Here is a 17,808-nt window from a genome sequence, read left to right on the forward strand (position 1 = left end):
CACCTAGCCCCACCCCAGCCACCCCTGAGTTAGCAACACTTGAAGCGGAGCCAGTTGCCCCATTGGAGAACCTGGAGGCAGAAGCCCCCGTTGAGGCAATGGACGAATTTTTGGGACAACTCCAGCAAGGTATTGGCCAGGTGGATGCCGTTGAAGGCCAAGGGATTCCCTATTTTTTGTTTGAACAGCCGGAACAATTCTTCACGGCAGAAAGTTTACAGGCGAGTGAGGCAACTGGCCAAGATCCTGTCCCCTTAACCAGTATTGAGGATGTGCTGTGGGCTTCACGGCAACGCCCAGAGCAGGTCTATGCGTCCTTACAGCGTCAATTTGTTGGCTTCACGTTTACCGAACAACCGGAATACGGGGGCGGGACACTCTATGAGGTGAAAAAGGGGAATACGGTCCGCTATGTCAGCCTCGTGCGGGCAACGGACAAAACGGCAACCTTTGTGGTGCTTTGGACGCAGGACCCACACCAACCCACGGTGGCTGCTCATTAATTGCCTGCCTCCGACTCTCCCTTACCTTAAGATCTGAACAGTTTGCCTTTATCCTTACCTTTTGCACTGCCTCTATGATTGTGTACGATCTCTTCCTGGCGGGGGGACCCGTGATGTGGCCGATTTTGGCCCTGTCGGTGGCGACGGTGGCCTGTGCGTTCGATCGCGCCTGGTTCTGGTTTCACCTACTGCGCCAGGAGGATCGGATTGTGCAGGATGTACTGTCTGCCGCCCATGAGGATTTAGACAAAGCAGCGGCGATCGCCCAACAGGCGCAGGTATTGCCGATCGGTCGGTTCCTGCTGGCCCCCCTGAAGCTGAAACAGCCCAGCCCAGAGACGTTTCGGTTAGCGATGGAGTCGGCGGGCGATCGCGAATTTGTGCAAATGCGCAAGGGGGATAAGTTGCTAGAAACGGTGGTGGCGGTGGCTCCCCTGTTGGGCTTGTTGGGGACGGTGACGGGATTAATTGCCACGTTTAATAACCTCAACATTGGGGCGGGGGGGGCCAGCGAAGAAGCCACAAAGGCCGCAGCGGGGATTGGCGAGGCCCTGATCACAACGGCAGCGGGGATGATTGTAGCGATCTTAGCCCTGTTGGTGTTTCGGGTGTTGGTGGCGCTCCAGGCCCAGCAGATGGACTATTTTTCCAATGTGGGGACGGAATTGGAGTTGATCTATCGGCAAGAGTGGTACGAAGGACGCGACAAACGGCACGACCAAGGACGCTACGAAGGGCACTATGAAGGGCAGCACTATGAAGGGCGACGGCTAGAGGAGGGTTAGATGGTGCGTTTTCGCTCCCAACAGCAACAATCTCCCCTGCCAGAGGTAAATCTGATCCCGATGATGAATGCCATGCTGGCGATTCTGGCTTTTTTTGTGATTGTGGCCATGTCCCTGAGTAGTTTTCAAACTATGGAGGTGCAATTACCGGCCCCTGGGGATGCGATCGTCCCGCCGGATTTACCGGACCCCCTGATTGCAAACCTGCAAGCAGGGGGACAAATCCGCCTCAATGACCAACCCGCTAACCAAGAACAGTTAATCGCGGCGATCCAGACTTACCTGGCTGCCAATCCCCAGGGGAGTGTGCTCCTCCAGGCCGAGGCCGAGGCTCCCTATTGGGAGGTGATCCAACTCTTAGGCACGATGCAGGATGTGGGGGGCGATCGCGTCTCGTTAGCGATCGATGAATCTGAGAGTTAAAAAGGGCTGATTGACGGATCTATGGAATTTTTTAAGGCTATTAAAAGACAAGTTGCTAGCCGTAAAACCCAAACAGAAGGGGTGACGATCGCCCGTCGCTTCTAATTGGCCTAGACTGACTGGCCCGATCTGGTCGTTGGCGATCGGGTCAATAGGTCACTTTTAGTGGGTGCACAACTGCCGGATTTCGTCGAGGGAGTTGGCAGTCCGAAGAGTTTGCAGAATCGTTTGCAGGGTCTCTACGGACTCGATCGCTCGGATTTCTGGCAGGAGTTGTAAGCCTGCCTCACCAAACTTCACTTCCAGCACCACATCAATGTTGGCAAGCACCCCATCACGGAGGCCCTGTTGCAAACCCTCTTCCTTAGCAATGCGTTCGAGGCTGGTGATGTAAGGCATATTGGTTTCCTCCTGATAGGTATAGATTTCTTGCCAGAAGCTTTTCTCCAAGTCTTGGGGCAGTTGGATTACCCAGTCAATGAACCGCAGGAGATTGATGACATCAGTACGCTCAAACCCTTTCTGGTAGAGTCGTTTGGCGAGAATCAGTTTCCAACGCTGACGATCGCCCAGATCCTTGCGCGTCTCCTTGGCCTTGAGATGGGCCATAACGACGATCGCAAAGGGATTACTAGATGCCTCTAGCGCTGCCCAGTCCTGTCCATAGTCTAGCAGTTTGACGATCGGGAATCGGAAGTCGTTACGACATCCCCAGAGTTCACTGTTGAAGGTGTTGGGTCGCCAGTTGGGATTGTCATCGCCCAAGACGGCAAGGCTGGCAATGGCGAGATTGTAACGATCGCGCAGACGATAGTTGTAGACAAACATCCGTTCTGAAAAGGCATCTTCATTCGTGTTTTGCAATTCCAGATGAATCAGGACCCAGGTTTGCTGGCCACTGTTACGCCAGACCTTCACCAGTTTATCGGTAATGCGACGACCCAGTTCCGCATCACGCACAATTTGTTGGAGTTCGTTATCCAGGAATTCGTAGCCTTTTGACCAGTCAATATCGGCATAAATAGAGGAGAAGAAAAAGGCGATAAAGTCGGTGAAATAGGTCTCTAGAACGTCCTTCCAGGGACTATCGTACTCAGAGCGGGTTTCGATCATGGGCACAGTTGAAAAGCTACCCTATTTTAGCAGTTTATTTGCTAATTGATTGTCATTGCTTACCGACCAGTTTTTGTTCTGTTGACTTTCCTTTTAATTGCCGCTAGCCCCTGACTGAGGGCTGTGGGGGATGTTCGTCAGGTCATCTGCCCAGTATTGCCTGCATTTCCAGAATGAATCTTGGCAGTGAATCTTAGCGATAAATCTTGGTAATTAGGTTGGGTTTAGCTTTTAGATAGCTGCTTTCTCTGACAGGCCGAGGAAAACTTAACAAATTTAATACATGGTTTCCAGGCGCGATCGCCCTAGGGCAAGCCGCACAACCGATAGGGACACAATCAGGAGAAACAGCACTAGCCCGATCGTGCAGGCATAGCTTAATTCCGCATTGCGAAACGCCTGTTCATAAACGTAGTAAACGATCGTTTTTGTACTATTGCGCGGTCCCCCCTGGGTCATCACATACACCTCTTCAAAGACCTTGGTCGCCGAGATCGCTGAGATCACCGCCACCAGAAAAAGATAGGGGCGCATCAGGGGAATCGTAATGTCCCAGTGCTGGCGTATCCCCGCCGAACCGTCGATCGCCGCTGCCTCATATAAATCTGCCGGAATCGTCTGCAATCCCGCCAGGTAAATCACCATGTAATAGCCCAACCCCTTCCAGACCGTTACTGCCATAACACTGAAGAGCGCAATCTGAGGACTCGTTAACCAGGGAATTCCCGTTTCAGACAGACGTAGCCAGCGCAACCATTGGTTCAAGAGACCATTTTCGGCATACAGCCATTGCCAAGCAATCCCGGCCACGACCATTGAGATGACAACGGGCACATAGTAGGCCGTCCGGAACCAATGCATCCCGCGTAGCTTTTGGTTAACCAGAATGGCTAACCCCAAAGGCAAGGTCACTAGCAGCGGCACCACACAAACCAGATACAACAGCGTGTTGCGCAGAGTTTGCCAAAAAACGGGATCGTGCCAGAGCCGCTTAAAGTTGGCTAACCCCACCCAGGCCGGTGCTTGGCTGAGATCGTAGATATAGCGGGTAAAGCTGAGGTAGAACGCCTGCAAGGCTGGGAAGAAGACCGTTAGCGTTAGTAGGGCTAAGGCGGGCAGCAGAAAGAGATAGGGGGTCAGTTTGGCGCGCATACGATACCTGGAAAATCAAGCGAGGTTATGCTAAAAATGAGAATTATTGATAAATCTTAGGAAAACGGGAGCAATAAGCTATGGACTGGCGACTGTTGATTGTGCTGTTGCCCTTGCTGCTGGCGGGTGGCTGGGCCTTCTACAACGTGGGTAAGCTGGCGATCGCCCAAGCTCAGGACTTCCTCAACAAGTCAGCCTAGGTTTGGCCAAACTTTGAGGGTTACTCCTATTCCATCCCCCCTAGGCGGGTATGGATTTCTGATCGCAGACAAGGATACGACGAGATCGTGTACAGTCATGAGACACTTCGAGCGGAGTGTCTCATTTTAATGGCGATTTCATGGCAATACATTGCCCCATTTGTCACAAAACTTGACTTCTCCATTAATCTGGGTTTCTTCATCGGTTCCGCTCTCGTCCCCAACCCCACGATCACGCTAGTTTCCCCATCCCTACTGGTTGTTCAGGCCACAGGATAACTGAAATGGCTACGCTGGCTACGACGGCAGGGCACCTTGATGCCTGGGCTGGGGGCAGTCCAACTGCCCCAACCGCCGAAATGACGGGGGTTGTGAATACAAGATGGGTATTTTTTGAGGTGCCCTGAAATGGAGGCAACTGAAGCAATGGGTGCAACTGCAACAACTGTCCTTGGTATCGATCTGGGTGGCTCCGCGATCAAACTCGGACAATTTCGCCCTGATGGCACCTGTTTACAAACCCAGCAGGTCCCCACCCCCAAACCCGCCACTCCCGCAGCCGTCCTAGACGCAATGGTGGACGCGATCGCCCAACTGGATACTGATCGGACCAGCCAGGCGATTGGGGTTGGTATGCCCGGACCTACCGATGGGGCGGGGCGGATTGTCCGGGTTGCGATCAACCTCGACGGCTGGCAGGATGTCCCTCTAGCTGACTGGCTAGAGGCTGCGACGGGTCTCCCGACAATTTTGGCCAATGATGCCAACTGCGCCGGACTGGGGGAAGCCTGGTTAGGGGCAGGTCAAGGCTTCCAGGATTTAATTTTGCTCACCCTGGGGACAGGGGTGGGGGGGGCTGTGATCCTAAACAGTCACCTCTTTGTCGGCCATCGCGGCGCAGCCGGGGAACTGGGGTTAATCACCCTGCGTCCCGACGGACCTACCTGCAATAGTGGCAATCAGGGATCGCTGGAGCAATACCTGTCGATCGCGGCCTTGCAACGACGGGCCAACTGTGACCCGGCGGAACTGGGTACCCGTGCCCAAGCGGGCGATCCGATCGCCCTTGGGATTTGGCAGGAATATGGGCGCGATCTGGGTATTGGCCTGAGCAGTTTGATCTACGTGCTTACCCCCCAGGCGATCGTCATTGGTGGCGGTATTAGCGCCAGTGCGCCCTTTTTCTTGCCCTCGGCATGGGCCGAAATTGAACGGCGGGTCTTACCCACTTCCCGCGAGGGCCTGCAACTCCTACCCGCCCAGTTGGGAAATCAGGCGGGTATGGTGGGGGCCGCGAAGCTGGCTTGGGAGATGCTCCAACCCCCGCGATAAGGACTGGCAAGGGCTTACTGGGATACGGCTTACTGGGAGACCGGATTGCGATGCTCTACCTGTCGGACTGTGCGCTGCCAACCCTCGCGATCGAAATTAACGCTGGTGATATCAACCCCATCAAAATTGGCATCCTGCCACTGGGAACCGTAGAAATTAACGCCCCAAAGTTTAGCGGTCCGGAAGTCGGCTCCCTCCAGGTTCGCCCCGCGAAAGTTGGCAGAGGTAATCTTCGCCCCCCGGAAGTCGGTGCCCATTAGGCGGGCACGCACCAAATCAGTTCCCCAAAGGGTCGTGTTGCGTAGATTGGCCTGCCGCAAATCGGTGCTATAAAGTTCGGCTTCGCTGAGATCGGCCCCTTGCAGGTTGGCCTGCCGCAGATCCGCGCCCCACAGGTCAGCTTTCTGAAGATTAGCCCCTTGTAAGTTGGCTCCTTGCAAATTTTTGCCGTAAAGGTTCACCCCGCTCAGGTTACAGCCAGGACAATGCCCGGTGCGCAACAGGCGATTCACATCGGTTTGTTCCGCCGCCTGGGTAGGGAAAAGGGTTGTTAGGACTATCCCTAGGGCGATCGCCATGCCGCCGCCCCCGCCTTCCTTTCTCGCCATCATGGTTGTATGGGATTGTATGGGTTGAATTGTCGCCCCAATATTAACTGCGATCGCTGATTTGTGGGGATGGAGGCCGTTACCGGGAGCAGCTAGGGGGGGTATCACAGCTTAGGGACGCAGGGCGTTGCTGGGAACTTTGGCTTCTGGCGGCTTGTCGCACCGGAATTCTAAAAATTTTTGTTTGATTCCTGAGTCTTATTGGAAACATTCCTTACAGTTGCCGCATCCCGTCAGGCCCAACGCCGAATGCTCAAGAACTGCGGAATGGCCAACACCGACGGGAGTATCAACATCCCCTGTTGGAAAGAATTGCCATCATGTTTGAGATAACAGACCTGTTTCAGGAAGGCTATTACCTAGCGCTCTATCCTGATGTGGCGCAAGCTGTAAGTGAAGGTATTTTCGCTAGCGGCTTAGACCACTTTCTGCGGCATGGCCTACGAGAAGGACGCGATCCCAGTGCGCTTTATGATGTCGCCGATATTGAAGCAGCCTTAGCCGAAAATCCTCGCCTGTTCGATCCCGTCGATCATACGCCGTTGGCTGCTATTGACCCCATTACCGGCACAAGCATTGGCCATCCTCTGGACCCCCTAAGTGCAGCGGAAATTAGCCAGGTCGTTGAGATTATCCAGCAAAATCGTGATCTGACCGATGCCGCCCGGTTTTCCTATATCACCCTGCAAGAGCCGCCCAAGGCAGAAGTTCTAGCCTTTACCCCCGGTCATGACTTTAGCCGGAAGGCATTCACTACGGTTTATGAAATTGAACAAAATCGTATTTTTGAGGCCGTTGTTGACCTGAATACCCAAGCGATCGCATCTTGGCAGGAAGTCTCCGGTGGCCAACCCCCGCTCTTATGGGAAGACTTTGAAACCGTTGATGAAATTGTGCGCAATGACCCCCGTTGGCAAGCAGCTATGCGGCGGCGCGGCATTGAGAATCTGGAGGATGTGATTATTGATGGCTGGGCACCGGGCCTGATGACGGAAGCGGAAAAAGCTGGAGGGGCAAGGCTAATTCGGGGGTTATCCTACCTGGCTGGCGATGATACCAATTTCTATGGACGACCGATTGAAGGCATTATTGTGACGGTCGATCTTAACAGTCGGACCGTCGATAATGTGCTAGATACGGGTGTCATTAGTCCCATCAGTGATGAGTATTTTGGCTACGACACGGATGCGATCGCCCCACGTCCAGAGCCAGCACCTTTACAAGTTCTACAGCCAGAAGGGGCCGATTTCACGATTCAAGGTAATGAGGTAAGCTGGCAAAATTGGCGTTTCCGGTTCTCTCTGGAACCCCGTGAAGGGTTGGTTCTCCATCAGGTGAGCTATCAAGATAGTGAGGAAGAGCGTCCCATTCTCTATCGCGCTGGTCTGTCGGAAATGGTGGTGCCCTACGCCGATCCAGACCCCACCTGGTCTTTCCGTAATGCCTTTGATTTCGGGGAATACGGCCTAGGCCGCTTGGCCAACACAATGGCGTTGGGCCGTGAGGTGCCCGAACATGGGGTACTCCTTGATACGGTCTTTGCCGATGATTTTGGGGAACCCTATGTGGCCCCCAGCACTGTGGGGATTTATGAGCGGGATGGCGGTTTGCTCTGGGGGCACTACGATTATCTAGCGGATAGGCTGGATGGGCGTCGGGGCCGAGAACTCGTGGTAACAACGTTGCTGACGGTGGGCAACTATGACTATGGTTTCAATTGGATCTTTGGGCAAGATGGCTCCCTGAAGGCTGAGGTCATGTTGACGGGCATTCTGCTCATCAAAGGCACAACGGCGACGGATGTGGCTTCGATGAGTGAGCGCGATCGCTATGCCACCTTAGTGGCCAGTAATCTTGCCGCCGTGAATCACCAGCATTTCTTTAACTTCCGCCTTGATTTTGATGTCGATGGCACGGCCAACTCCGTCGAAGAAGTGAATGTACTCCCTGCCCCCGCCGGACCCGGTAATCCGCGATCGAATGCCTTCTTTGCCGAGGAAACGCTGTTAACGACGGAACAGGAAGCCATTCGCCGCTTAAATTGGAAAAAACACCGCCATTGGGAGGTGCTCAGTCACGATCGTACCAATGCGTTAGGCAGCCACACAGCCTTTGCTCTGGAACCGGAAGGGAATGCCATGCCCTTCGCCCTACCGGATGCGGAGATTCGTCAACAGGCGGTCTTTACCGAGAATCAACTGTGGGTCACGCGCTTTAATCCGCTAGAACAGTATGCTGCGGGCAATTATCCCAACCAGGGGTTGCCCGGTGAGGGACTACCCCAATGGGTTGCGGATAACCAGGCAATTGTTGGGGAGGATATTGTGCTGTGGTACACAATGGGGGTCTCGCACATTCCCCGCCCAGAGGATTGGCCGATCATGCCCGTGGAACGGGCCAGTTTTAGAATCATTCCGAGTGGATTCTTTGACCGCAATCCCGCCCTAGATGTGCCACCAACTGCCGTTTCCTAAACCGCCGTTTCCGAGGTGAGCAAGCAATGGGGTTACTGAAAATCTAGATCGGGTGCACCGTCCTTCTAGGACGGCTTTTTTATATTTGGATGGTATTGATGGGAGTCACGCGATCGGGCTGGGTGTGGGGCTAAAGGTGTTCTCTCCCGACCGCCGGTAAGTGTCAAGAATAGCCCTGCTGACTCGCCTCCGAATCCTCCCGTTTCGACATCCCTTCATCCTCATGACTGGGGGGGGCCGCTGGTGCGATCGCACGCACAACTACGGGCAAACGGGCACCCTTGAGACCTTGCAGGATATGTTCAGGGGTATCTTCCAAAAGTATAAAGAGAGGATAAATAGCGTCAGCTCCCTCGCTAAAAATATGGCGATAGCGGAGGGGCATAATCCATTCGTAAGGATAACTGAGCCAAACCTGGGTCTGTCGCCAGCGACCGAGTAAATCCGAAAAGTTCTCCCCCGGTCGATGGATGAAGAGGAAAATTTCGACCCCAGTTTTAACCTTCCAGTCGGGGTCACACAGGACAATACCGATATCACAGGGTAGGCGTACGGCTTGCCGGACAGGTGAAGTAGTTTCCCCACTGGCTTGGGGTAATTGGGCCTTCACGAGGGGCAAAGGAATTGGAATCAAACTTTCCGTGGGTCGCCGTAGACTGGGGAGCATCTCCAAATAGGGACGATACTCCCGCAGCAACGCAATGACAGGTGATCGGTTGCTGTACTCAGCCAGTAACTCTTCGTAGGGGGGCACGATCGGCATAACACTTGAGCGAGCAACAGCAACGCCAGATGGGGCATTAACCCAGGGTTTCAAACACCTTAAACATGGGCAGATACATCGACAGCAAAATCGAGGCTACCATACCCCCCACAAAGACGATCATGACGGGTTCTAGAATACTGGTCATTGCTTTGACGGCCTCTTCCACTTCATTTTCGTAGAAGTCTGCCACCTTCATTAACATGGCATCAATTTCCCCGGTTTCTTCGCCAATGCTAATCATCTGAATGGCCATCATTGGAAAGACCTGCTCCCGCTGGAGGGCGATGCTAATCATCCCCCCGGTTTGAATTTCCTTGCGGGCTTCTTCGATCGCATTGGCAATCACCTGATTCCCAGAGGTATCCCGTACAATTTCCAACGAGGTCATGATCGGTACCCCGGAGCGGGTGAGCGCCCCAAAGGTTCGGCAAAAGCGAGCCGTTGCCGTTTTCTGAATCAGATCGCCAAACAGCGGTAGCTTGAGGGACAGACGATCGATCGTTTCCTTCCCAACGCGGGTTTTATAGTACTGCTTGAAGGCGTACCCCAAAATGATCAAGAACACAACCATCCCACCCGAATATTGGGGGGTGCGCAGAAATTTACTGATCCCCAACATGATCTGGGTGAACATGGGCAGTTCAACCCCCAGTTCTGCAAAAATCCCTGCAAAAGTGGGCAGGATGAAAATTGTCATCCCCAAAAACACGCCGATGGCAATCATCGCCACCACCACTGGATAGGTCATGGCTGATTTAATCTGGTTTTGCAGGCGGGCTGTATCTTCCAACAACTTAGCCAGACGGCTAAGCACCTCATCCAATACCCCCCCAATCTCACCGGCCTGCACCATGCTGACGTAGAGATTGTCGAAACAATTGGGATGCCGCCGCATAGATTCGGATAGGGTTGCCCCTTGTTGAACCGTTTCGCTGATATCTTCCAGGGCCGTCTTCAACTTAGGGTTCGTACACTGATCCGATAACACCCCCAAACTCCGCACCATCGCCACGCCCGCATTCACCATTACGGCGAACTGGCGGGAAAAGATCGCCTTATCCTTGACCGTGACACTGGTCAGCATATTGGACAGGTCAAAGTTGACTAGCCCTTTAGACTCTTCAATGTCCTGGACAAAGAAGCCTTTGTCCCGTAGCTGGGTACGGGCATCCGCTAGGGAGTCGGCCACAACCCGCTGTTGTCTAGTATTCCCCTGTGCATCGCGAGCACGCGCAAGATAGGTAGGCATTTCACATCCGCATCCGCAAGGATTTAACGCATCGTCCCACTACTCAGATGATTCTGGTCCAGATTCCTGGCCCAGGCCATTGGGTTGGCCTAGCTTAACAAGTTCATCGCCTCCCTGCCAGCAGTTAGGCCACCTCTGCCCGCAGGGAAGAAGCCCCTAACCAGAAACTTGCACCACCTTGCCCGCGCCCGGGGGGGGGGCACTGGCTGCTTTCGGCGTCGCCCCGCCAATCAGACGTTGTAATTCGTCGGGTTTGGAGGTTTTGGACATGGCCGCGTCAAAGCTGATCGTCCCGGCTAGGTACAGATCGGCTAACACCCGCTCCAGGGTTTGCATCCCCAATTTGGCCCCAGTTTGGATCGCGGAGTAGATTTGGGCCGTTTTCCCTTCCCGAATCAGGTTAGAGATGGCTGGGGTAACCACCAAAATTTCCTGGGCCATGATACGACCGAACTCACCCGGTTTGGGGTTTTTGCGGGCGACAAGGGTTTGGCTGAAGACCGCCACCAGGGAGTTAGACAATTGAACCCGCACCTGGGTTTGGCGATCGGCAGGGAATACGTCAATAATCCGGTCTACGGTTTGGGCTGCCGAACTGGTGTGGAGGGTGCCAAAGACCAAGTGCCCGGTTTCAGCGGCGGTGATGGCCAACGAAATGGTTTCTAGGTCCCGCATTTCCCCCACCAGAATGATGTCGGGGTCTTCCCGCAGCGCTGCCTTCAGGGCATTGGCAAAGCTCTTGGTGTCTTCGTTAAGTTGCCGCTGGTGGATCAAGCTCTTGATCGGTTCGTACACAAACTCGATCGGGTCCTCAACGGTCAAAATATGTTCGGCCCGGGTGCGGTTAATATAGTCAATCACCGAGGCCAGGGTGGTACTTTTGCCCGAGCCAGTGGGTCCCGTCACCAGAATCAGCCCCCGGGGCTTCTCGGACATTTCCCGCACCACTTCCGGTAATCCCAACTTTTCAAAGCTGGGGATCTTGGAACTCAGGGCACGCAGACAGGCGGCATAGGTCCCCCGATCTTTGTAGACGTTCACCCGGAAGCGGGCCAGCCCCTTTACCCCATAGGAACAGTCGAGTTCCCAGTTCTGTTCCAGGTTTTTCCGCTGGGTGTTGTTGAGCATACTGAAAATCAGCCGCTGGCATTCTTCGGAACTGAGGGGTTCGTTGCCAATGGGCGTTAATTTACCACTCAGCCGGAAGTAGGGCGGCAAGCCTGCTGACAGGTGCAGGTCCGACCCCCCCATCTCCACCAGTTGCTCCATCAGGTCTTCAATCATTAACTCCATGCGGCTTGGCTCCTTAAGATCAGCAACGACAAGACAACATCCGTAACGACGATACGCTTTGGCTTAATGCCAACACGGGTGAAACCTCAGCTTGTATTTAGCACACGCCTCCAGCCTTCGTGACAGTGGCTACTCCCAGCATACCCAGGGATACTCGTCCACATGACAGGGAATGCCCAGCAATTGTATGGGGACGGGCGCCGCCCTAATCCGTAAATCGCGGCGTGAGGCAATAGGGACAATCCATCCATTCCGGTTGTAGACCCGCCCCACAGGTACGACAGGTCAGGGAGGTCTTGCGTTTGGCCTTGAGTTCAGCCTCTAACCCCGTATCGGTAAAGGTAACCCGCTCCACTTCCTCAAACGTGGTCATCCCCTGGCGCACTAGGTCAAGGCTGTAGGCGAGGAGGGTTTTCATGCCTTCCTCCACCGCAATTTCCTTAATGCGCTCGGTGGGGGCGCCTTCGTTAATGGCAATCTGTAGACGTTCGGTGGTCCGCAAGACTTCGTAGACCCCACAGCGGCCCTTGTAGCCAACGCCATTACACTTGGGACAGAGGTTGCCGGCATCTTTCGCCGCCTGAATTTGATCGGCAGTTAGGGTATTCGCTTTGTAGAAGGTGATATCGACTTCTGTCGAGGCGTTGAGGCCATAGCGAGCCAGTTCTTCTGGGGTGGGGGTATAGGGAATATAACACTTGTCGCAAACGCGGCGCATTAAGCGCTGGGCAACCACGCCGAGCAGGGCACCGGAAACCATGAACGGTTCCACCCCCATTTCATCCAGACGGGCGATCGCGCCAGCGGCGTCGTTGGTGTGCAATGTGGTTAATACCAAGTGTCCAGTTAAAGCAGCTTCGATCGCGGTTTTTGCCGTTTCCTTATCCCGGGTTTCCCCGACCAGGATAATGTCCGGGTCTTGCCGCAGAAAAGCCCGCAGGATGGAGGAAAAGTCCATGCCCTTTTCCCGAATCACCTGCACCTGGGTGATGCCCGGTAGCGCATATTCGATCGGGTCCTCTGCGGTACTGATATTGACCCCTGGATCGTTACGCTCCGCCAGGATGGAATACAGGGTCGTAGATTTACCGGACCCCGTTGGTCCCGTGACCAGGATCAGGCCAAAGGGACGACTGGCCATTTCCCGCACCAATGCCAAGGTTTCCGGGTCCGAGATGAGCTTATCAAGCCCCAGTTGGGTAGAGGAATTATCCAGAATCCGGAGCACCACCTTTTCGCCATAGCGACTGGGTAGGGTATTGACCCGAAAGTCCACGTTGCGGCCCTGGAATTTGCGGCGAATCCGACCGTCCTGCGGTGCCCGTCGCTCGGCAATATCGAGATCGGCAATGATTTTGAACCGGGAAACGATCGCCGGAATAATTTTCTTGGGTAAGCGCGGCACGGGTTCTTGCAATACCCCATCCTTCCGGAAGCGAACCCGTAGATGTTCTTCCTGGGGTTCGATGTGGATATCCGATACCCCTTCACTCAGGGCACGGGCCAGAATCTGGTTGACCATGCGCACTACCGGTGCACTTTCGGCTTCACCGAGGGCCGCATTTAGGTCAACATCCCCATCCTCGTCATCGGCATCTTCCAGATCGTAGTTGGCGAGATCACTTTGCTTGATTTCCAGGTCTTCGGTGCGAATTTCCCGGACTTGGGCAGCAGTGGTTCCTGCTTTCTTAACGGCCTCATCCAGGTAGCGGGCGATGAGTTGCTCGTAATCCTCAGGCGCAATCACGACCTTCCGAATTTGGAACCCCTTCAGGATTTTTTGTAGCTCATCGAGGGCCAGCAGATTATCCGGCTCCACCATTGCGATCGTGACCGTGGGGGGTGTCTGGTTCTTATCCTTGGCGAGGGGAATTAAACGATACCGCCGACAAACATCAATACTGACCAAGGTATCGATTAGCTGACTGATCTCCTCTGGCGAGGTCTCGCTGATTTCCGGATCGAGGGACTCAATCCCGTAGAGAATTTTGAGTTCAAATAGCTGCTGCTTCTTATACTGCCGCAGCAGATCGGGAGGCAACACCTTACCCGTTAGCTCGTTCAGGATTTCCGGCAATGGCCGACCTGATTTGCGGCTCTCAACCAGGGCCTGACTCATTTGGTTAGTGTCGGCGAACCCCGCTTGCACCAATTGGTTGCCGAAGGGGGAGAGTGTGTTATGGGCGATCAGTGCCCGTCGTGCAGAGGAAGAGTTGGTCATAGCAAGTCGGGGGTGAAGGAAGAAGGGTTGCTTATGGTTGAGTATTCCCGGATTTCAGCGCAAAGGCAATGATCGGGTTCACACAAACTGGGGGAAGTTTCTGAGATCCCGGGGAAATCTCACACAAGCTTAGGAAACGAATAGTTAAGCCCCTGATATTAGTTACGTTAATGACTCACCGCTCCCACCCTGCTGGATGGGGGCGACGGGAAGGCCCGATTGCCCAGGATCCCGAGCCCACCGGGAATACCCGATCGCACAGAGTTCGTGCCGAGTCTGCTCGAAGGTTGTGTGTCGCCAGCACACCTTAGCTTTGGATGATAACCTTTACTTTCGGTGTGGGAATGCGTGGGATAATATATAGATTATAAATTTTTGTTGATGAACAGGGGAAGTTTTTAGCCCCAAGGGGCAGCATCCCTTACCTGTGCTAAGGCCGGGGAGTGTTGGGGTGATTAGCCCCCATTCGGGGACCATCCTCCCCTTGGTGTTAGCAGCAACCAGGCAGGGTGCTGGGCACTGCCTGGTTTGGGTAGCGCACGCGGGGTCATTGTGCACTATGGGCCATTTTGTACCGTGAGCCATTTTGCACAATCGGATCAATCGCAGTAGATTGAGGAGGGGCATCGCATTGCCCTATTGCTGTTTCGTGAAAAGTATAGGGTTCGATCACAATGGCAGAGGAGATCAAGCAACCAACCGAGATGGCAGACAACCCAGTAGGCACCCCGGAATCCTCGGTATCTAGCCTAGAGACAGCGGTGAGTCCGGAACCGGGGTCACCTGATGTGTCTGAATTAGACAGTACTGCCGAGGTTGACCTCGATCAAATTGCGGCTGAAATTCTGGCGGAAGAAGCCACCAAGATCCCCCCGTCAGCGACAGTGGAAGCCCCACCCGCGAGCGCTGAGCCATCGCCAGAACTCCTGGCTACTGTAGAAACGCTCAAGCAGGAGATTCAGACACTCAAGTTACAACTTGAAGATCGGACCAGTCAGTATATGCGGCTGGCGGCTGATTTTGAGAACTTCCGCAAGCGGACCAGTAAAGAGAAGGAAGACTTGGATCACCAAGTCAAACTGGCGGTCTTGGCGGAGGTCTTGCCCGTTGTGGATAGTTTTGAGCGTGCCCGCTCCCATATTAAGGCCAAAACGGATGCTGAGATGTCCATTCATAAAGACTATCAGGGGGTTTATAAGCAGTTGGTGGACTGCCTGAAGCGGCTGGGGGTTGCGCCGATGCGGGCTGAGGGAAAACCCTTTGATCCCAACTGGCATGAAGCTGTCCTCCAGGCCCCCAGTGCCGAGCATGAGGAAGGGACAGTCATGGAAGAGCTTGTGCGCGGCTACTTGCTGGGAGAGCGGGTGTTACGCCATGCTATGGTCAAAGTAGCAATGGCTCCAGAACCCGGATCGGAAGAGCCGCCGGTGACTACGGAAGGGGAATTAGAAAGCTAAGGGTAGGCTACCCCCGACGGGTAGTGACGACTGTTGGGTTACCAAAAGCAAACAAAACTTAATCATGGGGACGATCGCATTTCCGCAATTATGCGGAAACATTGGGGATATATGTGTTCGCACTGACGTGACTTCGTTGTGTTACTTTATCACCACAGGCTATGGGAAAAGTTATTGGCATCGACTTAGGCACAACTAACAGTTGTGTCGCGGTTCTCGAAGGTGGACAGCCGGTCGTTATCCCCAACTCGGAAGGTGGGCGAACGACCCCTAGTATGGTTGCGTTTGGGCGGGCGGGCGATCGCCTCGTCGGTCAGTTGGCTAAGCGTCAGGCCATTACCAATCCTGAAAATACTATCTACAGCATTAAGCGGTTTATTGGGCGTCGCTGGGAGGATACTGAAGTCGAGCGTAGTCGGGTTTCCTACCACTGTGTAATGGGTAAGGATGATACGGTAGATGTGCAAGTTCGGGGACGCACCCACACTCCCCAGGAAATTTCCTCTATGCTCCTACAAAAACTTAAGCAGGACGCAGAAGCCTATCTGGGAGAAACCGTGGAGCAGGCGGTGATTACCGTGCCGGCTTACTTTACCGATGCCCAACGACAAGCGACTAAGGATGCGGGCACGATCGCGGGTCTGGAAGTTCTGCGCATCATTAACGAACCGACCGCTGCCGCCCTCTCCTTTGGCTTAGATAAACAGGATGAAGAACAAATTGTCCTTGTCTTTGACTTGGGCGGGGGGACCTTTGATGTCTCGATCCTACAACTGGGGGATGGGGTTCTGGAGGTCCAAGCCACGGCGGGGAACAACCACTTGGGCGGGGACGATTTTGATGGCATGATTGTTACCTGGATGATCGATACCTTTAAGGAACAGGAGGGGATTGATCTCGCGGTGGATAAGATGGCCCTGCAACGCCTGCGGGAGGCGGCGGAGAAGGCCAAGATTGAGCTATCGAATATGGTGACGACTTCGATTAATTTGCCCTTTATTACGGCGGATGAGTCGGGTCCGAAGCACCTAGAAATGGAGTTAACGCGGGCTAAGTTTGAGGCGTTGTGTGCCGATTTAATCCAGGGTACGATCGATCCGGTTGCCCAAGCTCTGAAGGACGCTGGGTTGCAGCCGGGTGACATCGACCGCATCCTGCTCGTGGGGGGGTCAACCCGTATCCCCGCTGTCCAGGAGGCGATTCGGCAATATTTCGACGGAAAGTCGCCGGAGCGATCGGTTAACCCCGATGAGGCCGTGGCCCAGGGAGCTGCCATTCAAGGGGGAGTTTTAGGGGGTGAAGTTAAGGATCTGTTACTGCTGGATGTGACGCCCCTCTCCTTGGGGATTGAAACTCTGGGCGAAGTCTTCACAAAAATTATTGAACGCAATACTACGATCCCGACCAGTAAATCCCAGGTCTTTTCAACGGCCACGGATGGCCAAACCTCAGTGGAAATCCATGTGTTACAAGGGGAGCGTCCCCTTGCCCGTGATAACAAGAGCCTCGGTAAGTTTATTCTGGCGGGGATTCCACCGGCGCCGCGTGGCGTTCCCCAAATTGAGGTGACCTTTGCGATCGATGCGAACGGAATTCTGAAGGTATCGGCCCGCGATCGGGGCACCAACCGCGAACAAAGTATCAAGATTACCAATACGGGAGGCCTGAGCGCCAATGAAGTCGAACGGTTGCGCCAGGAAGCTGAAGTGTATGCCGAAGCCGATGGGCGACGCCGACAGATGGTGGAACTTCAGAATCAGATGGATAGCATCCTCTACAGTTATGAGTCCACCCTGAAGGAAAATCCCGACGCGGTCCGCGACGAGATCAAAACCCAAGTCGATACCCACACCCGGACCCTGCGTGCCCTGTTCAAAGATGAGTCGGTTTCACCCACCGTGGTCCAGGAAAAGATCAGCGAGTTGCAGCAAACGATTCTGCTGGTTGGTAGTTCGCTATATGAGCGGTCAGGCAGCAGCAGTAATGGGTATAGTGGAACGGGAATACCTCCAACTCAGAGCAGCCCGTCCCCAGCCCCTGTGGGGGAAGCGGATGGTGAATACGAGGGAGACGAAACCGTCGCTGCCGATTATGAAGCGGTTGAATAGGCCGTCGGCGATCACCACCCAACCTAAGCCGGACAGGGGGCCAGCGGCAGGTGACCGTAGCGATTTGCAGCCTGCTGCTGTATCGCTTATTGTACTTTTATAACCTTTCCTATCCTTCCTAACC

The 17,808-nt window shown here is 54.3% G+C and carries 16 protein-coding genes; 9 read left to right on the forward strand and 7 right to left on the reverse strand.

The genetic code is table 11. The features are described 5' to 3' along the window. The 3 genes from ACWIUF_RS15925 to ACWIUF_RS15935 all read left to right on the forward strand — a co-directional run. A partial coding sequence (locus ACWIUF_RS15925; RefSeq protein ID WP_448573504.1) for a hypothetical protein occupies window positions 1-503 on the forward strand: 503 nt, incomplete at its 5' end. 74 nt (window positions 504-577) lie between these two features. Then, window positions 578-1,288 (forward strand): MotA/TolQ/ExbB proton channel family protein, encoded by a 711-nt coding sequence (locus ACWIUF_RS15930; RefSeq protein WP_448573505.1) that lies wholly within the window; start codon window positions 578-580, stop codon window positions 1,286-1,288. Further along, entirely contained in the window at window positions 1,289-1,711 is a 423-nt protein-coding gene (locus ACWIUF_RS15935) for an ExbD/TolR family protein (protein ID WP_448573506.1), read from the forward strand. Between the two features lie 162 nt (window positions 1,712-1,873). Here the strand turns inward: ACWIUF_RS15935 and ACWIUF_RS15940 are convergent, their stop codons facing one another. Together ACWIUF_RS15940 and ACWIUF_RS15945 are read right to left on the reverse strand one after the other, a co-directional pair. Continuing rightward, window positions 1,874-2,824, reverse strand: coding sequence for a hypothetical protein (locus tag ACWIUF_RS15940; protein WP_448573507.1), 951 nt, complete (start codon window positions 2,822-2,824; stop codon window positions 1,874-1,876). A gap of 276 nt (window positions 2,825-3,100) precedes the next feature. Then, entirely contained in the window at window positions 3,101-3,976 is an 876-nt protein-coding gene (locus ACWIUF_RS15945; RefSeq protein ID WP_448573508.1) for a carbohydrate ABC transporter permease, read from the reverse strand. An 80-nt stretch (window positions 3,977-4,056) separates the two neighbouring features. On the opposite strand from ACWIUF_RS15945, the gene ACWIUF_RS15950 reads away from it, so the two are divergent. The 3 genes from ACWIUF_RS15950 (at window position 4,057) to ACWIUF_RS15960 (ending at window position 5,508) form a co-directional block, all read left to right on the forward strand. Then, a complete protein-coding gene (locus ACWIUF_RS15950; protein WP_448573509.1) occupies window positions 4,057-4,176 on the forward strand; it encodes a photosystem II protein Y in 120 nt (39 codons plus the stop codon). A 284-nt stretch (window positions 4,177-4,460) separates the two neighbouring features. Further along, window positions 4,461-4,583: a hypothetical protein gene (locus tag ACWIUF_RS15955; RefSeq protein ID WP_448573510.1), complete on the forward strand. Its 123-nt coding sequence runs from the start codon at window positions 4,461-4,463 to the stop codon at window positions 4,581-4,583. 1 nt (window position 4,584) lies between these two features. Then, window positions 4,585-5,508 carry an ROK family protein gene (locus tag ACWIUF_RS15960; RefSeq protein ID WP_448573511.1) on the forward strand — a complete coding sequence of 308 codons (924 nt, stop codon included), beginning with the start codon at window positions 4,585-4,587 and terminating at the stop codon, window positions 5,506-5,508. 29 nt (window positions 5,509-5,537) lie between these two features. On the opposite strand, the gene ACWIUF_RS15965 is transcribed toward ACWIUF_RS15960, so the two are convergent. Then, window positions 5,538-6,119 (reverse strand): pentapeptide repeat-containing protein, encoded by a 582-nt coding sequence (locus tag ACWIUF_RS15965; protein ID WP_448573512.1) that lies wholly within the window; start codon window positions 6,117-6,119, stop codon window positions 5,538-5,540. 317 nt (window positions 6,120-6,436) lie between these two features. On the opposite strand from ACWIUF_RS15965, the gene ACWIUF_RS15970 reads away from it, so the two are divergent. Beyond that, window positions 6,437-8,590: a primary-amine oxidase gene (locus tag ACWIUF_RS15970; protein ID WP_448573513.1), complete on the forward strand. Its 2,154-nt coding sequence runs from the start codon at window positions 6,437-6,439 to the stop codon at window positions 8,588-8,590. A 163-nt stretch (window positions 8,591-8,753) separates the two neighbouring features. Here ACWIUF_RS15970 and ACWIUF_RS15975 read toward each other — a convergent pair whose 3' ends face one another. The 4 genes from ACWIUF_RS15975 to ACWIUF_RS15990 form a co-directional block, all read right to left on the reverse strand. Then, a complete protein-coding gene (locus ACWIUF_RS15975) occupies window positions 8,754-9,353 on the reverse strand; it encodes a hypothetical protein (RefSeq protein WP_448573514.1) in 600 nt (199 codons plus the stop codon). Between the two features lie 37 nt (window positions 9,354-9,390). After that, the gene (locus ACWIUF_RS15980) at window positions 9,391-10,605 is read right to left on the reverse strand and encodes a type II secretion system F family protein (RefSeq protein ID WP_448573515.1); all 1,215 of its coding nucleotides are present in this window, start codon (window positions 10,603-10,605) and stop codon (window positions 9,391-9,393) included. Window positions 10,606-10,761: 156 nt separating this feature from the next. Next, window positions 10,762-11,898, reverse strand: a complete 1,137-nt coding sequence (locus tag ACWIUF_RS15985; protein WP_448573516.1) for a type IV pilus twitching motility protein PilT — start codon at window positions 11,896-11,898, stop codon at window positions 10,762-10,764. A gap of 205 nt (window positions 11,899-12,103) precedes the next feature. Next, window positions 12,104-14,119 carry a GspE/PulE family protein gene (locus tag ACWIUF_RS15990; protein WP_448573517.1) on the reverse strand — a complete coding sequence of 672 codons (2,016 nt, stop codon included), beginning with the start codon at window positions 14,117-14,119 and terminating at the stop codon, window positions 12,104-12,106. Between the two features lie 674 nt (window positions 14,120-14,793). Between ACWIUF_RS15990 and grpE the strand changes: the two genes are divergently transcribed. Further along, on the forward strand, window positions 14,794-15,576 hold the full coding sequence (gene grpE, locus ACWIUF_RS15995; RefSeq protein ID WP_448573518.1) for a nucleotide exchange factor GrpE: 783 nt from the start codon (window positions 14,794-14,796) through the stop codon (window positions 15,574-15,576). Window positions 15,577-15,737: 161 nt separating this feature from the next. Further along, window positions 15,738-17,684 carry a molecular chaperone DnaK gene (gene dnaK, locus ACWIUF_RS16000; protein ID WP_448573519.1) on the forward strand — a complete coding sequence of 649 codons (1,947 nt, stop codon included), beginning with the start codon at window positions 15,738-15,740 and terminating at the stop codon, window positions 17,682-17,684. The last annotated feature ends 124 nt before the right edge of the window (window positions 17,685-17,808 follow it).

Source organism: Trichothermofontia sp. (genome assembly GCF_053493415.1).